Below are 20,183 nucleotides of genomic sequence, written 5' to 3' on the forward strand. Positions count from 1 at the left end.
ATGTAAAGGCATCTCATCGGAAAGAATTAAAAGTGTTAAAAATTAAATTGTTGGAGGATGCTTCGGGCATCCTCTTTTTTTATTCAACATCCCAATCAAACACTTTCGCCTCCGCCTTCGTCTTCGATTGCTGCGCAAGGTCATATAGCTCCTTTGTCTTAACCGGCTGCTGTTTCGCTACGTTTTGTTGTTCACCCAAATCATAGCGCAGGTTGTACAGCTCCACTATTTCGGGTTCGCCTTTCTGTTTGATGCGTACCAGTTTCCAGTCGCCTTGCACCACGGCTTCCTTGTACACCTTTTCGTAAAACTGCCAGTATAAATGGTGATGCTGTTCCTGCTGCGGTTTGCCGGCAATGGCTTGCGTGAACGACAATCCATCGGTACCGCCGGGCACGCGGGCGCCGGAAAGAGCGCAGAAGGTGGGCAGGATGTCCCAGAAGGCCCAGATGTCGTTGCGAACAGCGCCTGCGGGTACTTTACCAGGGGCACGAACGAGTAAGGGTACACGAATACCGCCTTCGTACAGGTCGCGTTTAATGCCACGTAAAGGGCCATTGCTGTTAAAGTATTCAGGATCGGCGCCGCCTTCTTTGTGCGGGCCGTTATCGCTGGTGAAAAAGATGTACGTGTTATCGTCGAGTCCGAGCTCTTTTACCTGGGCCAGGATGCGGGCCACGTCTTCGTCGAGGCGGCTGATCATACCGGCAAATGCGGCGCGTGGTTGCGGTTGTGAGCGATAGCTGGCAGTGGGCGCAGCAACAAAAGGCGTTTCAGGACCGAACTTGCTGCTGCCATCGGGGTTCAGCCATCTTTGGATATAAGACTGCGGAACATGTAACTCTGCATGCGGAATGGTCAGCGGCAGGTACAGGAAGAAGGGTTTGTCTTTATTGCTTTTGATAAAACCCAATGCTTTCTGCATGATGAGATCATCGGTGTATTGCGTGCTGTCGATCGTTACGGGCACGCTTTTGCCTTGTTGAATTTCCACCAGGCTGCCCGTATAGTAACGATGCGCGAGTGTTTGGTTTAAATAGCCGTAAAAGGCATCAAATCCGTGCTTTTCGGGGGCGCCGCTGGTGTTCTCTTCTCCAAGTCCCCATTTGCCAAACATGCCCGTTGTATAGCCGTTGTTGCGTAACCGGGTGGCGATGGTGGTATCCTGCGCTCGCAAAGCTTCGCGACTGTTGCCGCGGATATAGGCATGGCCCATATGTTTGCCGGTCATTAACGCGCAACGACTGGGTGCGCAAACAGTATTACCTGCGTAGAAGCGGGTGAACTTCGTGCCTTCTTTCGCCAGCCGGTCGATGTTCGGCGTAGGTACTTTATGTGAAGGATTGTAGGAAGTCAGGTTGCCATAACCCAGGTCATCTGCAATGATGAAGATGATGTTGGGCTTTTTATGTTGTTGTGCATTTACGGCTGGTGCACAAAAGGCCAAAATCGCGGTGAAGAGAAGTAGTTTCAGGTTCATGAGGTCCGTTTTTCAATGCGCGGTAGCCCTGAAGATATATAATTCCAGGGGCAAATAAAAGGGCCGGGAGAACCCGGCCCTCGTGATTTTTAACCTTTCACTAAAACTAATCGGAATTTATGAGTACTACTTTTTAAGCTTGTAAACTTCGCTTCCTGCCAGCAGGAAACAGCCCAGACCAAAATCTTCGAAGTCGGGAATTTTGTCGTAGGCTACAGGCTGCCCGTCCTTAGGCTCTTTACCTGTACTCTGTACCCAACCCAGCTTACCGTCGGGATGCACGCAGTCTTTCAGCACAGCGCTCCAGGCTTTGGCAATAACGGGCAGGTAAGTCTTTTTGTCGATGATATTATTATTGATGCCCCAGGCCATGCCGTATACGAACAGCGATGTGCCGGTCAGCTCTTTGCCACCAAAGTTGTTTGCATCGTGCAGGCTCGCATTCCAGAAGCCATCTTCACGTTGCAACGGCATCAGGGCCTGCAGCATGTCTTTGTAATCAGTGAGGTATTCCTGGTAATGAGGATCAGACTCCGGCAATTCATTTAATACACGCGCCAGCGCAGCTACTACCCAGCCGTTGCCGCGGCTCCAGTAGCAGTCTTCGCCATTGGGTTCTTTGTAAGGCGGATCAAAATCTTTATCGCGCCACCAGAGTTTATCGGCGGGATTGTACAAGCCGTTTTCCCCATGTTTGTATTTCGTGTAGGCATACATCTCGTACATCTTACGGAAGTAGCCGGTATCCTTTGTTTCAACGCCCAGCTTTGTTAGCACGGGCATGGTCATTTGCAATGCATCGATCCACCACCAGGCGTCCACATTATCGGAGTTCTTTACTCTTTCCAGGCAGGCCTGTATGTCGCGGATGCGCTCAGGTTTACGATCTATGCGGTACAGATCGATGTAGGTTTGTCCGCAAGCCTGGTTGTCGGCATTATTGGTTTGCGTACCGCCCCAGAGGCCCCATTTATGATGCTCGCCCCATTGTACGGCGTAGTCATAATAAGCTTTCTTTTTATCCACGTTGTACAGGGCCATCAGTCCTTCGTAATACACGGCGCGCGTCCATAAGTTGCTGGGGCGTTCTTTCTTCACGAAAGTTACCTTACCCGGATCGGGCCACTTGTTCGCGAAGTATTGGTTAGTGAGGCGCAACGCCTTCAACGTCGCTTTTTTACCGGGAAGCGATTGTGCCGTGACGGTTACGGCAAGCATCATCGACAGCAGTGTATATGCAAGTTTTTTCATCGTTATTTTTCTTTCAGGTAATTGCTCAGTGAGCAGTCAGACAATTTTTTGATACCGTTCGCAACCACCTGTGCGTTCAGTTCCGCACCGGCCTTGCTGGTGTGGGTATGGTCGCCGTGAAACAGCGCTTTGACTTTCTCTTCTCCCAAACCCTGGTATTCATCAGCAATAAGGTTGTTAAGGTCTACAAAGGGTACACCTTCTGCAGTCGCGATCTCTTTCGCCCATTTGCCATAATCTTCGTTGCCGCGTTTTACTTTACCGTCTTTCCAGTTGTCGCGTGGAACAGGAGAACATACGATTGGCGTCGCGCCTTTCGACTTCGCATCGCGGATGTATTTGCGGAGGTAGTGGCCGTAGCTGTAAACGGTTTCGTGCTGCTTGCGGATCGGGTTGTAAATGTCTTTGCTTTCATTGCCGATGCCGCGAATGCTACCACGTGCACGAGCGGTGTCGTCGAGCGGACCCGCATCATTATGTCCGAACTGCATCATCACATAATCGCCCGGCTTAAGGGCTTCCAGCACCTTATCCCAGCGGCCTTCTGTAATAAACGTACGGCTGCTGCGACCACCGATCGCGTGGTTCTTAATTGCGATACGGGCCGTGTCGAAGTAAGGTGCTACCAGGCTGCCCCAGCCCCACTGGCCGTTGCCGCCGGAACCATCGCCGTTACGCACGGTGGAATCGCCTATAATGTAAAGCGTAGGTTTCGGCGCCATCCACATAAAGGAGGAAGCGACGAGCAGGATAGTGAGCAGTAAAAATGATCTCCTCGTATTCATATCAAAAACTATTTTTTCTTTTTCGTGTTGATAAGCTGGATGTTCGGCTTCGGTGGTGCCGGCATACCCTCGCCCATATGGAAGCCGGTATGCGGCGGCTGGTTATAGGCCACGTTCTGCCACGCAATGCTCAGGCGATATTGCGGATCATGCATCAGCGTATAGAATTTCCTGTCGGTCGGAATGTTGGTGGAGAAGATGCGTAACTCGTTGTTGTCTGTGGTACGATAAATCACCTCCTCGCGCCAGTCGCCGAGTATGTCGGCGGACAATACCGGGTTTGATTTTGTACCGTTGTTCTTAACGCAGTTAAACTTCGCCGCATCCAGCAGGGAAACAGTTTTACTGTTGATGTAATCCCATTTCTGTACATCGGTGCCGTTAAGTATTTCGCTTAACACATCGCCGTCCCAGTAAATACCCATGTTACAGGCCGGTGTGCGATCGGCGATCTTATTGCCTTTTGCATCGAACATCCCGGTAATGCCTGCTCCCGCTACCCAGCATTCGTAGCCCGGGTAACGCGGATCAATGTCCAGCGCCAGTCCGCGGCCGGGGCCTTCGCCATCATCGCCTGCTTTAATACTTGGTTTTTTCCAGAGGATCTCGCCGGTGCGGGCGTCGCGGAAGCTACAGCCGGCATCGTCGAAACGTTCCTGGATGTCGAATACTTCCAGCCCGGGGTGAGACGGATCGAGGTCGGTTACATGCAGCGCATCACCGTGACCAAGACCGGTAGAATACAGGCCGGTGCCGTTATCGTCGAGCGTCATGGCCCCAAAAATGATCTCGTCTTTTCCGTCATTATCTACATCTGCCACGGTAAGATTGTGGTTACCCTGACCGCGATACGCACGGTTCTTTCCACTGGCATCGTCGCTATCAAAAGTCCACACCTGCGTAAGTTTGCCATCCCGCCAGTTCCAGGCGGAGAGTACGGAACGCGTGTAATAACCGCGCGTCATCACCAGGCTCGGACGTTTACCGTCGAGGTAGGCCACACAGGCCAGGAAGCGGTCCATACGGTTGCCATATCCATCTCCCCAAATGCTTTTCAATTCTTCCGTAGTAGGGTTTAAGGAAGATGGGTGGCGTGCAGGAATGTAGTCTGTAGTCGCCAAAGCCGCGCCGGTAAGGCCGTCGAAGATGGTTAGGTATTCTGGTCCGGCCAGGATGTAACCTTTTTCATTGCGGTAATCTTTGGTAGAATCGCCGACTACCTTGCCTTTGCCATCGATCGTGCCGTCGGCTGTCTTCATGGCTATTTCCGCACGACCGTCGCCATCGAGGTCGTACACCATGAACTGCGTGTAATGTGCACCATCACGAATATTTTTACCCAGATTGATCGTCCATAGCAGTTTACCTTCCAGCGTGTAAGCCTGGAAGATAGGCGGGTCCGTAATGCCGGCTTGTGAGTTATCTTTCGCACGGCCCGTCTGATGCAGGACGATCTCGTATTTGCCATCTCCATCCAGGTCACCTACCGAGCCATCGTTCGGCGCGTAGCCTGCTGGCGTTTGCAGCGGAATGGAAAGGTAACGCTCCTTCTTCGTGCGAAATGTACCTTCCGCGGTGCCACGTTGTCTTAACTGGTAAGTATACAACTCGCCCGGCACGGCGGTCGTATCCAGCAAAGACGTTACGTTGGTAATGGGTGATTTGTTCAGTTTCTTAAATGCATTGCTGGATTCCATGCTGCGATATACATCGAACCCGATACCCGGATCGTCTGTGCCAAACAACCGCCAGCTGACAAAATAGCCTTTGTCTGCGGGCACGGCGATCAGTCCACGGTCCAGTTTTTCCATCTGCCTTTGTGCAGATGCTGGTGCCATGCAAGCCAGTAAAGCCGGTATTATCAGTAGTTTCTTCATGCCTTTGTGTTAATTTCTTAAAAGTGTGGCTGCCATCAGCCCGATTACCACATCATTTGTTATCGCGCGCAGCGTCACGGATTGCAGCGTTTTATCTGCCTGTAAAGGCATGTCCAATACCGTAGCTGCGCCACCTTGTACCGCGCGGGTAGAGAAGCCTTTGATCGCATCGTATTTTGGCGGATTGGTAGCAAATACACCTTCTTTCAGGTACAGCCTTTCCGGTGCCGGCGCGCCGGTAGTGAAGGCATAGCCATCGGTAAGATAGTTTTGCTCGATGGGCCACCAGTTCTCCGGGTTGCGCAGTTCCAGTGTATCTTTCGAGCCATCGGTATAATTCACTTCTACTACGCCGTTGCACATCCTGCTTTGCATCGGATTGGTGGAACCTGCCATCAGTAACCATACATGGGACGCTTTGCCTGTTAACGGCACCGTTGCCTGGTCGGGATAGTTATCCCACATCGATGTAAAGAGAACATTGCTTTTTAGTGTATCCGAAGGCGTTTGAAACGGTATGCCTTTAGTTGTTTTAACCTGGTTGTTACTGCCGGCGGCTTTCCGTAATCCACTGTCATCGATGTTCGCCGTGGCGTTTGGATAACACCAGTTGCCGATGCCCTGCGTAGGCAGCTGCAAGGTAGGCACAGCAGGCCTCGGCGAGAGATAACGTTGTTTGAATATGTTGCCCACTTTATCGTTAAAAGGGATCGAAACAGATTCGAATACAGATCGTTCATTGATGTTCGTTGCGATAAGTGGTTTGCTCACTGCGGCCACGTCGAAGTTGACAGGCTGCCACCAGGTAAAGCGGCCTTGTTTCAGTTGGATAAAGAAAGTTTTATTGCCGGTTCCTTTCGTTTGCGCTGTGAATTTACGCGCCTGTTGTTGTGGCGCTTCCAGGCATGATTGAGGATCGTACACTTTCAGGATATCTGCGGTGCGGGTATTCAACGCGGATTGATTGAATACTGGCACTTCCGGCTGTTGGCCTTTCCATTGTACTACTACGCTATACACCTTTGCCGGTGCTGCATTGATCACCAATAACGGGCGGCCGACGGTTGTTGTATGTATGGTTGCCTTGGCGGGTTTGCCATTTACGATTATCGATTCCCAGTCGTCTTTGAAAGCAGGAACCACCAGTTCCAGTTCCAAACTTCTGCCAAAGGTGGGTGTGATCGTATATGTTTCAGTATTGTTATTTCTTTTAAAGCTGAAGCTTACATCCGGTACTTGCAGCGAGGCGTCGTTCCACTCAGCGGGCAGTCCAGGCTGAACGCGCAGACGGTTATTTAACAGGTCGGGCTGTATGCCGAACAGGCCTTCTACCAGTGCACGCGCCGCCATGCCTACAGGGTCTGCAAAGTCGCGGTACAACTCTCCGCGCACGGCATCGTAAAATGATAACTGTTGAAAATTGCCCGGGGAAGCACCGAGGTACATACTTTCCAGCAGCGAGCTACGGAACAGCGAAAACGCATCTTCCGCACGATTGCCCTGCCAGTACGCCAATGCCGCATGCAGGTTCTCCGCCAACGCTACGTTATTGATCGACCAGGTGTAAGGTTGCCAGTTCGTGGTGCTTACGAGTTGCAGGTTGTTTTCATTCCACCCGGTAGCTTTCACCGGTATGTGCGGCAGTTGCGAACGAATGTACTGGAGGCTTTGCCAGGACTGGAAAGCATCCGGAAGTTGAGCATCCAATGCATGGTAGATCGTCCAGATGCCGGGCGTGGTGTGTACAAGCTGATTCCCTAACAGGTCTTTATACTCGGCATACCATCCTTTGTCGGACAGCCACAATTGTTTGCTTACGGCCGCTGCGATGTGCGTCGCTTCCTTTTCGTAAGGCGTCGCATCTTCACCAATCAGTTTCGCGAGTTGCGCTACGGTTTTATTTGCGCGATAGTTATAAGCTGAGGTATGTGTAACGCCGCCGCCGCTGTATTGCAATGCATCGCTGGCCCAAATGGCTGCGTATGCGTCATACAGGCCGTCATTATCGGCGTCGAAGTTGCGTTTTTCCCAGGCCAGGTGGCGCTTCAGCAGCGGCCATTGCTGGCGAAGGTAGGCGGTGTCGCCCGTCCAGTTAAAGTGGTTCAGTAACTGGTCTACAAACACCAGGTTCATATCGTAGTGATGCGCCCTGATGTCGCCATTCGGATTGCGGCAGATGTAGCCATCGCTGAATAATGCGTTGCCTACTTTCTCCTGCTGCCTGGCCAGGTTAAGGGCCGTATCGGCTACCACGCCTGTTACCGGTGGAGTAGTGATCTGCGATAACGCGTAACTGGAGAAGTGTTGCCTTGCCCGGTCGTGCCAACCTAGCGGATCGGCCACGTAAGCCCCGCGCCAGGCGTTGAGGCGCATGCGCCAGGCAACTGCCCCGTGCAGGTAGGTAGGCGCTTCCCAGATGGCGTCGCCGGCTACGCTGAGGGCGCCGCCCAGGGTGTTCAGGTATTTATCAGGTGTTTGCAGCTTAACCCTGGCAACCAGTTTTTGCCTTGCCGCTTCGGCTGCTTTGAACAGCGTTGGTAACGGCTGACTGATCTCTCCGGTGGTCAGTAGAAGGTATTGATCGTTCGTGCTGGCGGCGAATTTACCGGTTACGATGGGCGCCGCAGCGGCGTTATTTGTGTATATCGCATCCGGCGTAGTGAAGCTGGCGTCGGAGGTTCTTACCGGGCCGGGCATCTGTCCGTTGATGCGTTTACCGTTGGGGATGGTCAGTGTAAAACGATTACCGTTCAGTGTGTACTGATTGTCTTTACAGTTAGCCGCATGCAGGTAAAATACAGATTCCGGATCGGCACCGATATCACCGTCACGGCTAAACTTTTTACCGGTAGCGCCACCATAAGCCCACACGATTTCTACACCGTTAGTTACATTTTTAAAGTTCGTTCTGATGATCAGTCCTTCTGCATCGGCGAGCGCCAGTACCTGCAGTTGCACGCTGCCATTGCCTAACATCGGATCGGTGATCTCGTACAGCATCGCACCAGGGCGGTAAGTAGCTTTGATGTGTTGCGCTTCGGTGAGCCATTTGGTGCCGGCTTTTCCCATCAACCCTAATCTCAAATTGCCGCCCATGCCCGGGAGGTATAATGCAAATTCGGGCAGGTCGCCTGCTTCGGCCCTGAAGCCGGTATTGGTGCCGTACAGCGCCCGGTTAAAGCGTAGCTTCCCGTTCGTGCATACAAAGTCACTGCCCTCCGGCAGGTAGTGTACACTGCGGGGTTTATTATGCCACAGCGCCGGTTCCTGTGCCTGCAGCGTTCCGCAGGCGCAGCTTACCAGCAAAGTGACCAGATATCTTTTGGATCCCCTCATCTAAAACATCTTTTTTAATCCTTCCCATTTTACTTTCCAGCTACCGTCCTTCGGGAAGCCGATGTTCGTTCCTTTATCGGCATCTACACCGGCGCACATCATCGCGATGGCGCTTAGCAGTCCGCCGTTGCCAGGCAGGTAAATGGTCAGTCTTCCATCCTGGTAATTATGTCCGTTCTTTAAGTAAGTATTAGTGCGGATGGGCATCAATAATGCATCGATGGCCTTCGCCGGCTCGTGCAGCCTGGCGGCGGTCATGGCGGTTAAAGGGAAGTCCCAGCCCCAGGTATCGTCCCATTTCCAGATCTTCCAAACGAGTTGCAGGGTATTGCGCATCACGGTTGTATCGAGGCCATGGGCCGCAGGAATGGTGCTGTAAGCGCCCAGTACCGCCGGGTGGTCGGCGAGGTAACGTTCGTTGGTATAACAGTCTGGCGTGCTTTCAGTAGCCAGGTATACGCCGTTTTGTTGTGGCAGCGGCGCCAGTTTCTGCATCACCTCATCCCACTTCGGATGCCTTGGCAGACCGTCGCGTACGCGCCATTGCTGGGCTACGTCTAATGCCCAGTGCCAGTAAGCCAGTTCGTAGGTCGGGTTAAAGGTGCTCATGGCATCAAAACATTCCTGTGCGGGTATTAATCCGCGGCCGAGGATGTAATGCTTTTTATTGGCATCGTAAGCGGGGTAGGAGGCCATGAAGTCTGCCGTAGCATACAACAACTCTTTGTATTTATCCAGTACAGCTTTACCCGGTTTGTGGCGGTACAGCAGTTCGGCCATGTAGATGAAGTGTGGCTGCTGCCATATCAGGAACGACCCCACGGAGGAAGGTGATTCATTTCCCTCATGGTCCACCATCTTCTGCCATCTTAACCCATCGAAGTGCTGGCGCTGTGCCTGCGCTTTCGCTAAAGGTGCCGCTTTAAAATACCAGTCGAGACTGCGCTCCATCAGTTCCGGGCGGCCCCACAACGCGAAGTGTACCGCATGCCACCAGTGCATTTCCAGGTGGGGTTTGCCATACCAGCTGTTATAGGTCAGACCCGTTTCCTGCGGCGGATAAGGGCCCGAGCATTGCAGTTTGGTAAGGTATTGCGATAAGATGATCCTTCTTTCCAGTTCGTTGGCACGTTTGTCTTTGCTGCCGCTCAGGTCCACGGCACCGCCAGACTGCCAGAAGGCCTTCCAGCCTGCACGGCTGCTCTGTTCGGACTGCACATACGCAGGAACGACATCACTGCCCGCCGGCGAGAACATCGCTGTACATTCAAACTGCGGCACGTTGCCCGGCCTCAGAAACAGTTTGTTATTCTCCATCTGCAACGCGGCAGATTGCTTCCAGCCCAGTGTAATATGATAAATGCTGGTGTCAAGTGTTACTTTCAGATCGGCGCTGGTCGCTTTGGTGCTCAGTTCCACCTGGTGTTTGGGAGAGGCGAAGGTGTTGCCCACATCCTTAAACTGACCGTTCGGGTTAGGTACTTGTACTTGTATCTGCAACCGCTGCAAAGCCAGCAGGGGCGAGGTAACTTTAAAAGATACGGCATCGTGCTGCTGGTGGCCATAGGTGCTTACCTGTACGGGCTGCCCTTCCACGGTAAACGCGCTGCGCAATTCTCCCGTCCACATATCCAGCTGCTGGTTGATGTTCTTTATATCACTGATCCCCGCACGACTCCCATCTGCTTTTAAGATCACTAAAGCTACATTCCCTAACTGCAAACGGTGTGGGTTTACGCGAAAATAGTCTACGGCTTTTCTGTTGCGCTCTGGTTCTTTGATCTGTACCGCGTAGGGTATCGTTCTGCCTTCCAATTTGTACTCACGTAAGGTTTCGTCGAAGCGGTACTGCTCTGTGTTCGGGTAACTGTGCCAGCCCCATACGGACTGGGTGCCCAGGGGTACGCCATTGGCATATTCATCCGGAAAAGATTGAAACCCGGTAACGTCGGCAGTAAAGGCGAAGTTGCCGTTGCCAACAGTGAGGGATGCAAGGGTGTCTGCTTCGGTAAGACGTACGTTATGTCGGCGTACCAGGGCTTCGCGGTTAATGCGTTGCGCACTGGCTGCCAGGAAGCTGCAGGTACATAGTATCAGTAATGTGGTTCTCATGCGTGTACTTACTTGTTGGCCGGTGTTAAGGCACAGGCTGCAACATTTCCTTCCCGGTGGCTTTGTCCTGCATGACGGAAACAGGCGTTAATGTTACGTCCGAGAGTAGTCCTGCTGGTGCCGGTTGCCAGTTGGCTGCTGTAAACAGGCCGTCGGCTCCCCGGTTCTCCGCTTTCTTTGAAGGAAAGTTGGTGTTATAGAAATTCTTATAGTTGATGCCTTTCTTCTCCATATCGATAATGCGGTTGCGCATCCCATTGGTCACCACGATCTCCAGCTGGTTGTCGCCTTTTAAGGCGGTTACCGGTATGGTCAGTTTGTAGGTTGGACCTAACACTTTACCGATGCTTTTGCCGTTCAATATCACTTCCGCACTTTCCGATACTTTGCCCAGGTCTAACACCCAGGCCGTTGCAGTGGCCGGACCATCAGGCTTTTCGAAACGGGTGGTGTATTTCGCCGTACCCGAGAATTGTTTAACGCCTTCCTGGTCTGAGTCTGTCCACGCTTTGGGTGCCGACAGTGTAGCCGTTGCCGGTAATGCGGGGCCGCCTTCCAGGAACTGTAGCTGCCAGCTGCCTGCAATATTTTGCGGCGCGCCCACCGCCTGCACATAAGGGTACACGCTGCCCGTCACTGCCACATTCCCTGTTTTAAGAATGCAGCTTTCTCCCACCTCAAGTTGCAGCATTATTTGCATTTTCCCGTCCTGCCCCGTCCGGGTGCTGGCCAAACCAGCGCGTTCCTGCATAGGATCGAACAGTATGTTGTATTTGCCCGCTGCGGCAGGTGTAACGTAACCGTTAAAGCGGCTGGTACCGGTGTTGGTGATGAAGTATACGGTGCCTTCACTGGTAGCGCGTCTTACGAATTGCAGTCCTTGCAAACTTTCACTCCGTACGCGACCAGCTTCCAGTAACGCATCTATATCATTTCCGAGGATGATGCGGCCCTTGCCATATTTGGCTATGCCGTTTGCATCATACCGTATCTTCTCTTTTAAAGCTTTTAATTTAGTTTGATTGCTTTGGGCGTTGTGCAGTCCGGGCACATCGGCAGGCATGTTTTTGTAGAACAGCAGTGTTGCACCATTATTGGCCTGCTCCAGCAACTTCTCGAAGGTGACCAGGGGAATGTGCTGTACGTCTGCGAGTAAGATCGCCTGGTACTTACCGCCCGCTGACTGCAAATTGTTCTTTAGCGACAGCAGCTGTTTATCGGACACGAGGTCGAAGGTGTAGCCATGGGTAAGCATCTCTTCACCGGCATGCTGAAAGGCGGTTTTTTCAAAACCTTCCATCCCGTCGAAATGATGTAACATGTCCCGTCCCGGCTGGCAGTTCCTGTCATGGAAGGGGAAGTATAACAACACGTCATTGTCCGCGCGCCCTTGCTGTAAAAAGCTCTGGCAATGGGCTACATACTTGTTCAGTGCATCGAAGTCACGCCAGAAGGGATTGGAGGGCGTGAAGTGTACGGCCGCATAAAACAACCATCCCGGCCACGGACTATCGGTTGGCGAGTAGTTCGTGCCGTGATAAAAGATGTGGTTCACACCGCCGATAAAGTATTTGTCGACGGATTGTTTTACGTCGCCTAACGTAGACAGGAAGTGGTCGTCCAGCCAGGTGGCTGCTTCTGCGGAAGCTAATTGTTTGCCGGCGAAGCTGGCGGCGGAAGTCGCGAACTTGAAACGTAAGATGTCGGTACCTTCTGTTTCCGGGATGTCGATCGCCTCGTACAGGTCTAGTATGTTCGACGGTGATCCGTGGCTCTGGTTACGAATGAGTTTTTGTTTGGATTTTGCCCATCCATGCCAGGGCTGTGTGAACTTCTCCAGCAACAGTTCAGAAACGGTCATACGGTAATCGTACAAAACACGTGTATGCTTATCCGTCCCATCCTTCGCGAATAACGCCGGTAATTGTTGTTGCAGGTCGTAGCCGCGGCGCTGTTTAAATTCGGCGAAGAAGCCGGGCGTCCAGTTGGACTGACCACGCGCATCGTCCACTTCGTAAGAGTCATTGAAGAAGCTGCGCAGACCCGCCAGGCTGTGGCCTTTAAAGGCGGTGTCGAAGTGCCCCAGGTAATGTTGAATGGCGGGCAGCGAGAAGTGGTCGATGGCCATGCCTTCGCCGCCTGGCGCGGCACGTTCTACCATCTTACCATGCCAGCCCTGGAACAATGCGTACAGGGTTACGTCGCCGGTTGGCGTCCAGTTCAGTTTACCATTTGCGTCCACTTTGCCGGTGATGTCGGTGACGGCACCTTTGGCATCGTAGGCCAGCAGCGCTACTAACGGCAACGGTTTGCGAAAACGTACCTGGTCGATCGCCAGCTCCTGCAGGTTGGTGTTAGCGCTGATGGGCTCTAATACCTGCGGCGTTTGCGCAAACGGTTTATTGTTGGCGGAGCGGAAAATGGGTTCCTGTATAAACTGCACCGGCTCGCTGAGAGGCGTGCCGGCTTTTAGTGTGTAAGTTTTATAAGTGACATATTTACTCGCATCTGCATCCGTGACCCAGGGCCCGCCAAAGGGCCAGCCGGTGCCGGTGGCCATATCAATGCCCAGTCCCAATCGTTTGCCTTCCTGTAAGGTATAGTCCAGCATGTGCATCCAGCGGTCGGAAAGAAAAGGGATAAATAGTTTTTCCTGTCCTTTCACACCGTAAATCGGTGTTACTTCCAATCCGCCGAGGCCGGCCTGTTTATACTTTTCCATAGCGGAGGTTAAACCGCTTTCGGTCACCGCACTGCCTTCCCACCACCAGCGGGTCCAGGGTTTGGCGGTTTGTGTGATCGCCGGCCATTTCACCTGGGCCGAAGTCGTATTAGCAGCAAGCAGTGCGCATATGCACAGATGGTTCCATTTCAACATGTCGATAAGATACAGTTTAATCTTCTATAGATCGAATGGCAGATACCAATTCGCTTTGTTCATCAGTTTAGCTCTTACAGCGCCGGCATCCGCAACGCCGTCCTTTTGCAATTTTGCGTAGATCTTGTCGGCCAGGAAGCTCGGGTCGTTACGGCGTAATGCCACACGTAACAGGTCGGGCCAGCGGGTGCCTTCAAAGCCATCTTCCAGTGCTGTTTCTTTAATCAGATCGGTTTCGATGGTCATCAGGCTGTCTGCTGCAGGCACCGTGGTATTGACAACATTTGCTCTCGCCCTGATCCCGTTGTTACGGTACCAGTCTGCACGGAAGTAAGGTACACCGTTACTGCCGCTGTTGCGGGCGTCAAAGTTAAATGGGTAGGGTTCTGCCAGGCTGTTTTGATAGTTTGTCATGTCGGTAACACCACTTGGTGCGCCATAAGCATGGCCAATGCCCTGGTTCATTAATCCCCAGGCCAGCCGGTGTTTTCCTGCACGGTTAGCAGCTTCCGAGAAACGAAGGTGCAGGTGTGTCTGGCGGAACAGGAACCATTTGCTATCGCGCTGCAACAGGTTAAACGGTTGCTGCGTTTGCCAGCTCAGGTAGTTATACAGGTATTTCATTACCACGGGCTGACCACCGACATTCTGCCAGCTAAGCAGTCCGCGGGCGTCATAGGGCAAACCTGCTGCACCAGTCGTAGTCGCCGGTCGTTGCTGCTCATTGGCCCACATATCGATCGCCGCCTGCGAAGGTTTGATCAGGTAATCGCCACCGATGGGAGAGAACAGCTTCACAAACGGGTTGCCGGGTTTAAATTTGTTATCGAACGGCAAGGCCCATATCCATTCCCTGCGGAAGCCTTCTGTGTTCATGGCCTGCTCAAAGGTTACGCGCCAGCCGGTATTCCATACCAGGGAGGTCGCATCGCCTGCGCGGGAGTAGCTGATGTAATGGTCGTTGTCGTTATTCGAATCCCATCCTAACTTATACATCTGGTAGTAGGCGCCGCCGGGAGAGCCCACTGTAGCAGTTTCCATCACTTCCCTATACCAGGTGGCCGACTTAACATAGTTACCTTTCCAGAGATGCAGGTCGCCCAGCAACACTTTTTTGTTGATGAACCATTTATTGGTCGGGTAGCCGTCAACGCTGATGTTCAAGGTCGATCCGGTAGGGTATTCAGCTTTGGACGGCAATGCTTCTGTAAAGTTGATCAGCGAGTCCAGCAGCGCGTCGAATGGTACACGGGGAAAGTTCTTCTGGTCTTTGATCGCATCTACATTCTCCAATGCACTGGTCACATAAGGTATGTCACCGTAGTGAATGCCCAGTTGCAGGTACAGGAAGGAGCGGAGCGCGCCTACGTCTGAGTAGCGCTGATCATATTCTGCTTCATCCAGCTTTTTATCGCGGCGCATGATGTTGAAGTTTTTCAATACATCATTACAGTTGATGATCAGTTCATAGAACGGGCGCGGACTTGCATATGGATTACCAGGTGTTACACTGTGTGTGCTCATCTGGCGGAGATGCTGGTTCGCGTTGATGGTATAGTTCATCATGTCTGCACGCAATTCGTTCAGCACAATGTATTGCTCCGCCAGCAACTGGAACTTGCCGTAGAGGCCCACGATGGCCGCATCCGCATCATATACGTCGCGATACATCTGGCTGATGTCCAGTTGATCTTTAGGTGGTACGTCGAAAATCTTTTTGCACGATACGGAACCGATGGACAATGCCGTTGCCAGTAATATCGCTTTTATTTTAAGTTGCTTCATGATCGTAGCAATTGTTCTTTAAGTTGATAATGTTACAGCCCTATTCTTACGCCCAGTGTAATGTTACGATACAGCGGATCGAGGCCCATGTCGATGCCTTGTGCAAAGAGGCTCGGGCCTGCGCTGAACTCGGGATCGAAGCCTTTGTATTTGCTGAGCGTAAACAGGTTGTTACCCGTGGCATATACAGAAGCGCTCTTCAGGATCATGTTCTTTAACGGGATGTAGTATTGGAGGGACAGGCTGCGCAGGCGGAAGTAAGATCCGTCTTCTATCCAGCGGTCAGAGAAGCGGCCGTTGCCCATCGGGTCGCCCCAGGTGGCTTTCGGTGCGGCGCCGGTCTGGCCATCGTAGCGCCAGCGGTTGTTTACGCTCAGCAGCTGGTTTTCCACACCTGCTGCAGCCTCCAGGCGGGCACGCGTATAGTTGTAAACGGAGTTGCCTTTGCTGAAGGTAAACAACGCATTCAGCTCAAAGCGGTCCCAGATTACGCGGGTATTAACACCACCGGTGTAATCAGGCGTAGGGTTGCCGATGTTTACGCGGTCGCTGGCATCGATTATACCATCGTTATTTACATCTTCGAAGTGTACGTCGCCTGCAGCGAAGCTGGTAAAGCTGCCATCATTGTTTCTTTTACGCAGGTTAGCGGCATCTGCCTCAGCCTGTGTGCTGAACACGCCGTTTGATTTGTAACCGTAGAACTGCGAAGCAGGGTAACCATCGATGGTGAGCAAGGTAGCGCCAGCATATTCGGTTTCAATACGACCGTTCGGTACGGAGGTAACGCGGTTTTTATAGGTGCTCATATTCACGCCCACATCCCATTTCAATTTGGGACGGTTTACAACGCGTACGTTCAACGCAGCTTCGTAACCGGTAGTTTTCATGCCGCCGTTGTTCGTCAGGATGGTGGCAAAACCGGTGGGAGAAGCGATGTTCTCGTACACCAGCATGTTGCTGGTCCTGTTCTGGAACACGTCTGCACTCAGGCTCACCCGTTCGTTAAACAGGGCCAGGTCCAGACCAGCGTTCAGTTTCTTTACCGTTTCCCATTGCAGTGCGGGGTTGGCGATGCCGTTACGCACCAGGCCCTGCATGCCTAACAGGTTTTGTGAACCGTAGGTCTGTCGGGCAGTGTAGTTGCCGATATCATCGTTGCCGGTAAGACTGTACGTAGCGCGCAGTTTCAGCAGGTCGATGGAAGAAGATTGCATAAAGTCTTCGGAAGAAATGAGCCATGCCGCGCCGATAGAAGGCATTACAGGCCAATGGATACCGCTCATCGCGATGCCATTCTTCGCTTCCCTGCCAAAGCGGGAGGAGCCGTCAGCAGCTACGTTAAACGACAGGAAGTATTTATTCAGGAAGCCGTAATCTGCATTCAGGTAAACGCTCATCCAGTTCCATTCGCCGATGCCGCCGCCAATCTGCCTTAAAGCAGCCAGGCCGTTCTGCACACTCACCAGTTCGTCGGTAGCGGAGTTGTAACCCAGCGCGTAATCCTGTTCTGCCGTGTTTTTCTGGTAACGCAGGCCAAGGTTAGCGCTGATGTTATGAGTGTTGTTGATGTTCTTTTTATAGCTGATGCGGCTGTCGCTGTACATGGAGTAAATGCGTTTCACCTGCGAGCCCAGCCTGTTTCTGGCGATGGCGTTGGAGAGGGTGTCCTTCGCCACACCGGTACTTGGCACAAAGATGTTCTCTCTCACTTTATCGTACATCACACTGAACAAGGTACTCGCGCTCCAGGAATCATCGAAGTCATATTTAAAACCAAAGGAGCCCAGGAAGCGGTAGTAGCGATTGTAAGCCTGCATGTTGTTGATCACTGCCGCAGGGTTGCTGATGCCCAGGGTGTCTTTGTCTGCCAGGTTCGGGCTGCGTACACCTTCCGCGTTTACGACGTGTGTGGTAAGGAATGGTGATTTGATCAGTGATAAATAGATCGGCGCGGTCTGATCCGCAATACCCTGGTCTTTCAGGTTTTGCTCATTGTACGTAAAGGCCAGGTTCGCATAACCGGTAAACTTACGGGTGAAGTTAAACTCGGCGTTAAAGCGGGTATTGTAGCGGGAAAGATCGGTCGTTCTTACAGTACCCTGGTTGTTGGTAGCACCCACGCTCAGGCCGTAAGTAGCGATGTTATCACCCCCGGTTACTTTCAAATAATAGTTGTTGGTCATGCTGCCCTGGAACACCTGGTCCTGCCAGTCGGTATTGTAGTGATAGCTGGCATAGTCCGGGTTCGACGGATTGTCGTTCATATAAGGCAGTGCAGCGATCTCGGTGCTGGTAAGGCCTTTGCTTTGCAGCATTTCGCTGAGGTAAATGCGGTAGTCGGCGGCGTTCATGACAGGCAGCCTTTTAGGTGCGCTGTTATAGCCTGCGAATGCACCAAAACTGATGCGGGTCGCCTGTTCCTTGGCCCTCGACGTCGTAATCAGGATCGCGCCATTCGCACCTTTGGTACCGTAGATAGAAGACGCGTCGCGGATCACCGTAACGTTCTCGATATCCTTCGGATCGATGAGGGCCAGCGGATTCGTATAGTTGTTCGCGATGATGCTCTGTCCGTAATCATTGTTATCGTACAACATATTATCGATCACGATCAACGGCTTGTTGGTCGCATATAAGGAGCTGGCACCGCGCAGGAACAGGTTAGCGCCTGCACCCTGTACGCCCGAGCGGCGGATCGCATTAAGACCGGGTATACGGCCCTGCAGCATCGCATCCGGTGTTTCGGAGTGTTGCACCCAGGGATCTACGTTATATTGCGTGACAGAGGCGGTTACATTGGTTTTAGGTACGTTGCCTGTAGGCAAAGTAACCGTTTCGCTGAAAGACTGGTGACTCACATCCTGCAGGCTTACGCTGATCGACTTGCGGCCTTTCAGCGGCACCTGGCGGGTGTCGTAGCCTTCGCCGCTTACGATCACGGTGGCGCTCAGCGAGGGTACTTTCAGGGAAAACTTACCGTCCGTATCGGTGATGGCGGCGGAAAATTTGTCTACTTCCACACGGATGCCCGCCGCCGGTTTACCGGTGGCCGCGTCTTTTACAACGCCGCTCAAAATCGGCACTCCATCGCGCTCCACTGCCTGCCTGGCCGCGCTCTCCGGTTGGGTCTGCGCTGCCGCAGATCCCGCCGCCAGTACAAATGCAACCACAAGGATCGTCTTCATCGGGAATTTTTTATTGGTATAGTGCATTGATATCAGTTTAAAAAACGGGTTCCAGCCTGATGTAATCACACACCAGCAGGTTTGCGTTTGCGGCGGTGGAGTTAGCTGCTGTTAAGTAAATAGTGAACGATGGTTGATATTGGCTCATAGTAAACTCACCCAGGTATACTTCCGAATAGGTGTTCGGCGTAACGGTCACGTAAGGCAACAACATGGTCGTTGGCTCTCCGATGGATACTTTCTGTGTAAAGTTTACGGTGATAATATTATCGTTCGCCGCTACCCAGTAGGCTTTAAATTTCATGCTGGGCACGTTGTTAATTACATACCCCAGGCTGAACTGCGCTGTACCATGACCATTCGCCACCACATCGCGGAAGGGCAGGCCGGTAAGGGTGTTGATACGATCGCGAACGTACATGTTGCCGCGTTTCTCTGCGGTAATGAAACGCCAGTTTTCTCCCTCTACCCGGTATTGTTTGAACTTTTCCGAAGGTTTCACTTCGGCTTTGGTCATGATGTACACATTGCCGTTGCTGGTTTTGATCGTTTGTTTGATGGTTAGTTTGCTTACTGGCACTTTCACATTGAACTTCGATAACAAGGTGTCCGGCAGGTCGGCGTCGCGGTAGAGGGTGTCGCGGGCGAGGTCTTTTACCACGGTCCATTGTGCGAAGAGGGCGGTACTGTCTGCAGTGCTGCCAGTGGTGTAAGGCAGGAACTTGGCCACTTCCGCGTCCCAGGCAGCATCTTCCAGCACGAACAGGGAGAAGTTTTTACTTTCATCACGCAGATCATACACGTTTTGCCAGAAGAGGTTCGAGCGGATGGAATCGGTGCCGGGTTTGTAAACGGGCATACCGGTATTCGGATCAATGCCGATCTGTTCTGCATTGGTGGCATCAAACACATTACGGAACAGCGACAACAGGTAGGCCTTTTGTTTGGCGGGAATAGCGGCGTTGTTTTCCAGCGTTTGCCAGGCATTGGCGAGCACCGGCAAAGGTTTGTCGATGATCTGCAATACGCCGTTCTTCACTTGTTTGTCGGCAGCTGTAATGGTCGCCTGTTCTATCGTTTTGCCTTGGAAGTTCGCGTACTTGCCGTTCAGGAACGCAATACGGTGCTGCGTGGTGGCCTGTGCCGAATACTGTGATTGCAACGCAATGTGGTTCTCGATAAAACGGTTCAGTTTCGCGGTGTCGCTTACAATGCCCGCATCCAGGTTGGCCAGTGCGTCGTTGGTCGGCGCAAATACGGTAAATGTTTTAGAAGAGGATAATACTTTGTCGTAGCCGGATTTCGCCAGCAGCTCCGCAAACTTGCTCAGCGAAGCTTCGGATTGTATCTGGGCCAGCAGGGTGTTGGACAGGGAAGCATCGTTGAGGGCGTTGTGTTCGTCCCACTTCTCGCAGCCCGTCACGGCGGTGGCGCCCAGTGCGATAGCCAGTAATATTTTATAGATGTTGATGCGCATTGTTCGTTTGTTTT

At 52.4% G+C, this 20,183-nt stretch carries 10 protein-coding genes; all 10 read right to left on the minus strand.

Annotated elements, in window-relative coordinates:
• Positions 1 to 79 precede the first annotated feature (79 nt).
• Entirely contained in the window at positions 80 to 1,480 is a 1,401-nt protein-coding gene (locus tag MKQ68_RS02875; protein WP_264281996.1) for an arylsulfatase, read from the minus strand.
• A 126-nt stretch (positions 1,481 to 1,606) separates the two neighbouring features.
• Positions 1,607 to 2,731, minus strand: coding sequence for a glycoside hydrolase family 88/105 protein (locus MKQ68_RS02880; RefSeq protein ID WP_244845249.1), 1,125 nt, complete (start codon positions 2,729 to 2,731; stop codon positions 1,607 to 1,609).
• A gap of 2 nt (positions 2,732 to 2,733) precedes the next feature.
• Positions 2,734 to 3,516 (minus strand): rhamnogalacturonan acetylesterase, encoded by a 783-nt coding sequence (locus MKQ68_RS02885; RefSeq protein ID WP_244845248.1) that lies wholly within the window; start codon positions 3,514 to 3,516, stop codon positions 2,734 to 2,736.
• Between the two features lie 8 nt (positions 3,517 to 3,524).
• The gene (locus tag MKQ68_RS02890; RefSeq protein ID WP_264281997.1) at positions 3,525 to 5,393 is read right to left on the minus strand and encodes a rhamnogalacturonan lyase; all 1,869 of its coding nucleotides are present in this window, start codon (positions 5,391 to 5,393) and stop codon (positions 3,525 to 3,527) included.
• Between the two features lie 9 nt (positions 5,394 to 5,402).
• Positions 5,403 to 8,729, minus strand: coding sequence for a DUF4450 domain-containing protein (locus tag MKQ68_RS02895; RefSeq protein WP_264281998.1), 3,327 nt, complete (start codon positions 8,727 to 8,729; stop codon positions 5,403 to 5,405).
• Complete coding sequence (locus MKQ68_RS02900; protein ID WP_264281999.1) at positions 8,730 to 10,841, minus strand: hypothetical protein; 2,112 nt, start codon at positions 10,839 to 10,841, stop codon at positions 8,730 to 8,732.
• Positions 10,842 to 10,866: 25 nt separating this feature from the next.
• On the minus strand, positions 10,867 to 13,719 hold the full coding sequence (locus MKQ68_RS02905) for a glycosyl hydrolase (protein WP_264282000.1): 2,853 nt from the start codon (positions 13,717 to 13,719) through the stop codon (positions 10,867 to 10,869).
• 24 nt (positions 13,720 to 13,743) lie between these two features.
• The gene (locus tag MKQ68_RS02910) at positions 13,744 to 15,504 is read right to left on the minus strand and encodes a RagB/SusD family nutrient uptake outer membrane protein (RefSeq protein WP_264282001.1); all 1,761 of its coding nucleotides are present in this window, start codon (positions 15,502 to 15,504) and stop codon (positions 13,744 to 13,746) included.
• Positions 15,505 to 15,536: 32 nt separating this feature from the next.
• Positions 15,537 to 18,692 (minus strand): SusC/RagA family TonB-linked outer membrane protein, encoded by a 3,156-nt coding sequence (locus MKQ68_RS02915; RefSeq protein WP_264282002.1) that lies wholly within the window; start codon positions 18,690 to 18,692, stop codon positions 15,537 to 15,539.
• Between the two features lie 37 nt (positions 18,693 to 18,729).
• Positions 18,730 to 20,169 carry a fasciclin domain-containing protein gene (locus MKQ68_RS02920; RefSeq protein WP_264282003.1) on the minus strand — a complete coding sequence of 480 codons (1,440 nt, stop codon included), beginning with the start codon at positions 20,167 to 20,169 and terminating at the stop codon, positions 18,730 to 18,732.
• Between the last annotated feature and the right edge of the window lie 14 nt (positions 20,170 to 20,183).

The sequence above is a fragment of the Chitinophaga horti genome, assembly GCF_022867795.2.
Lineage (GTDB): Bacteria > Bacteroidota > Bacteroidia > Chitinophagales > Chitinophagaceae > Chitinophaga > Chitinophaga horti.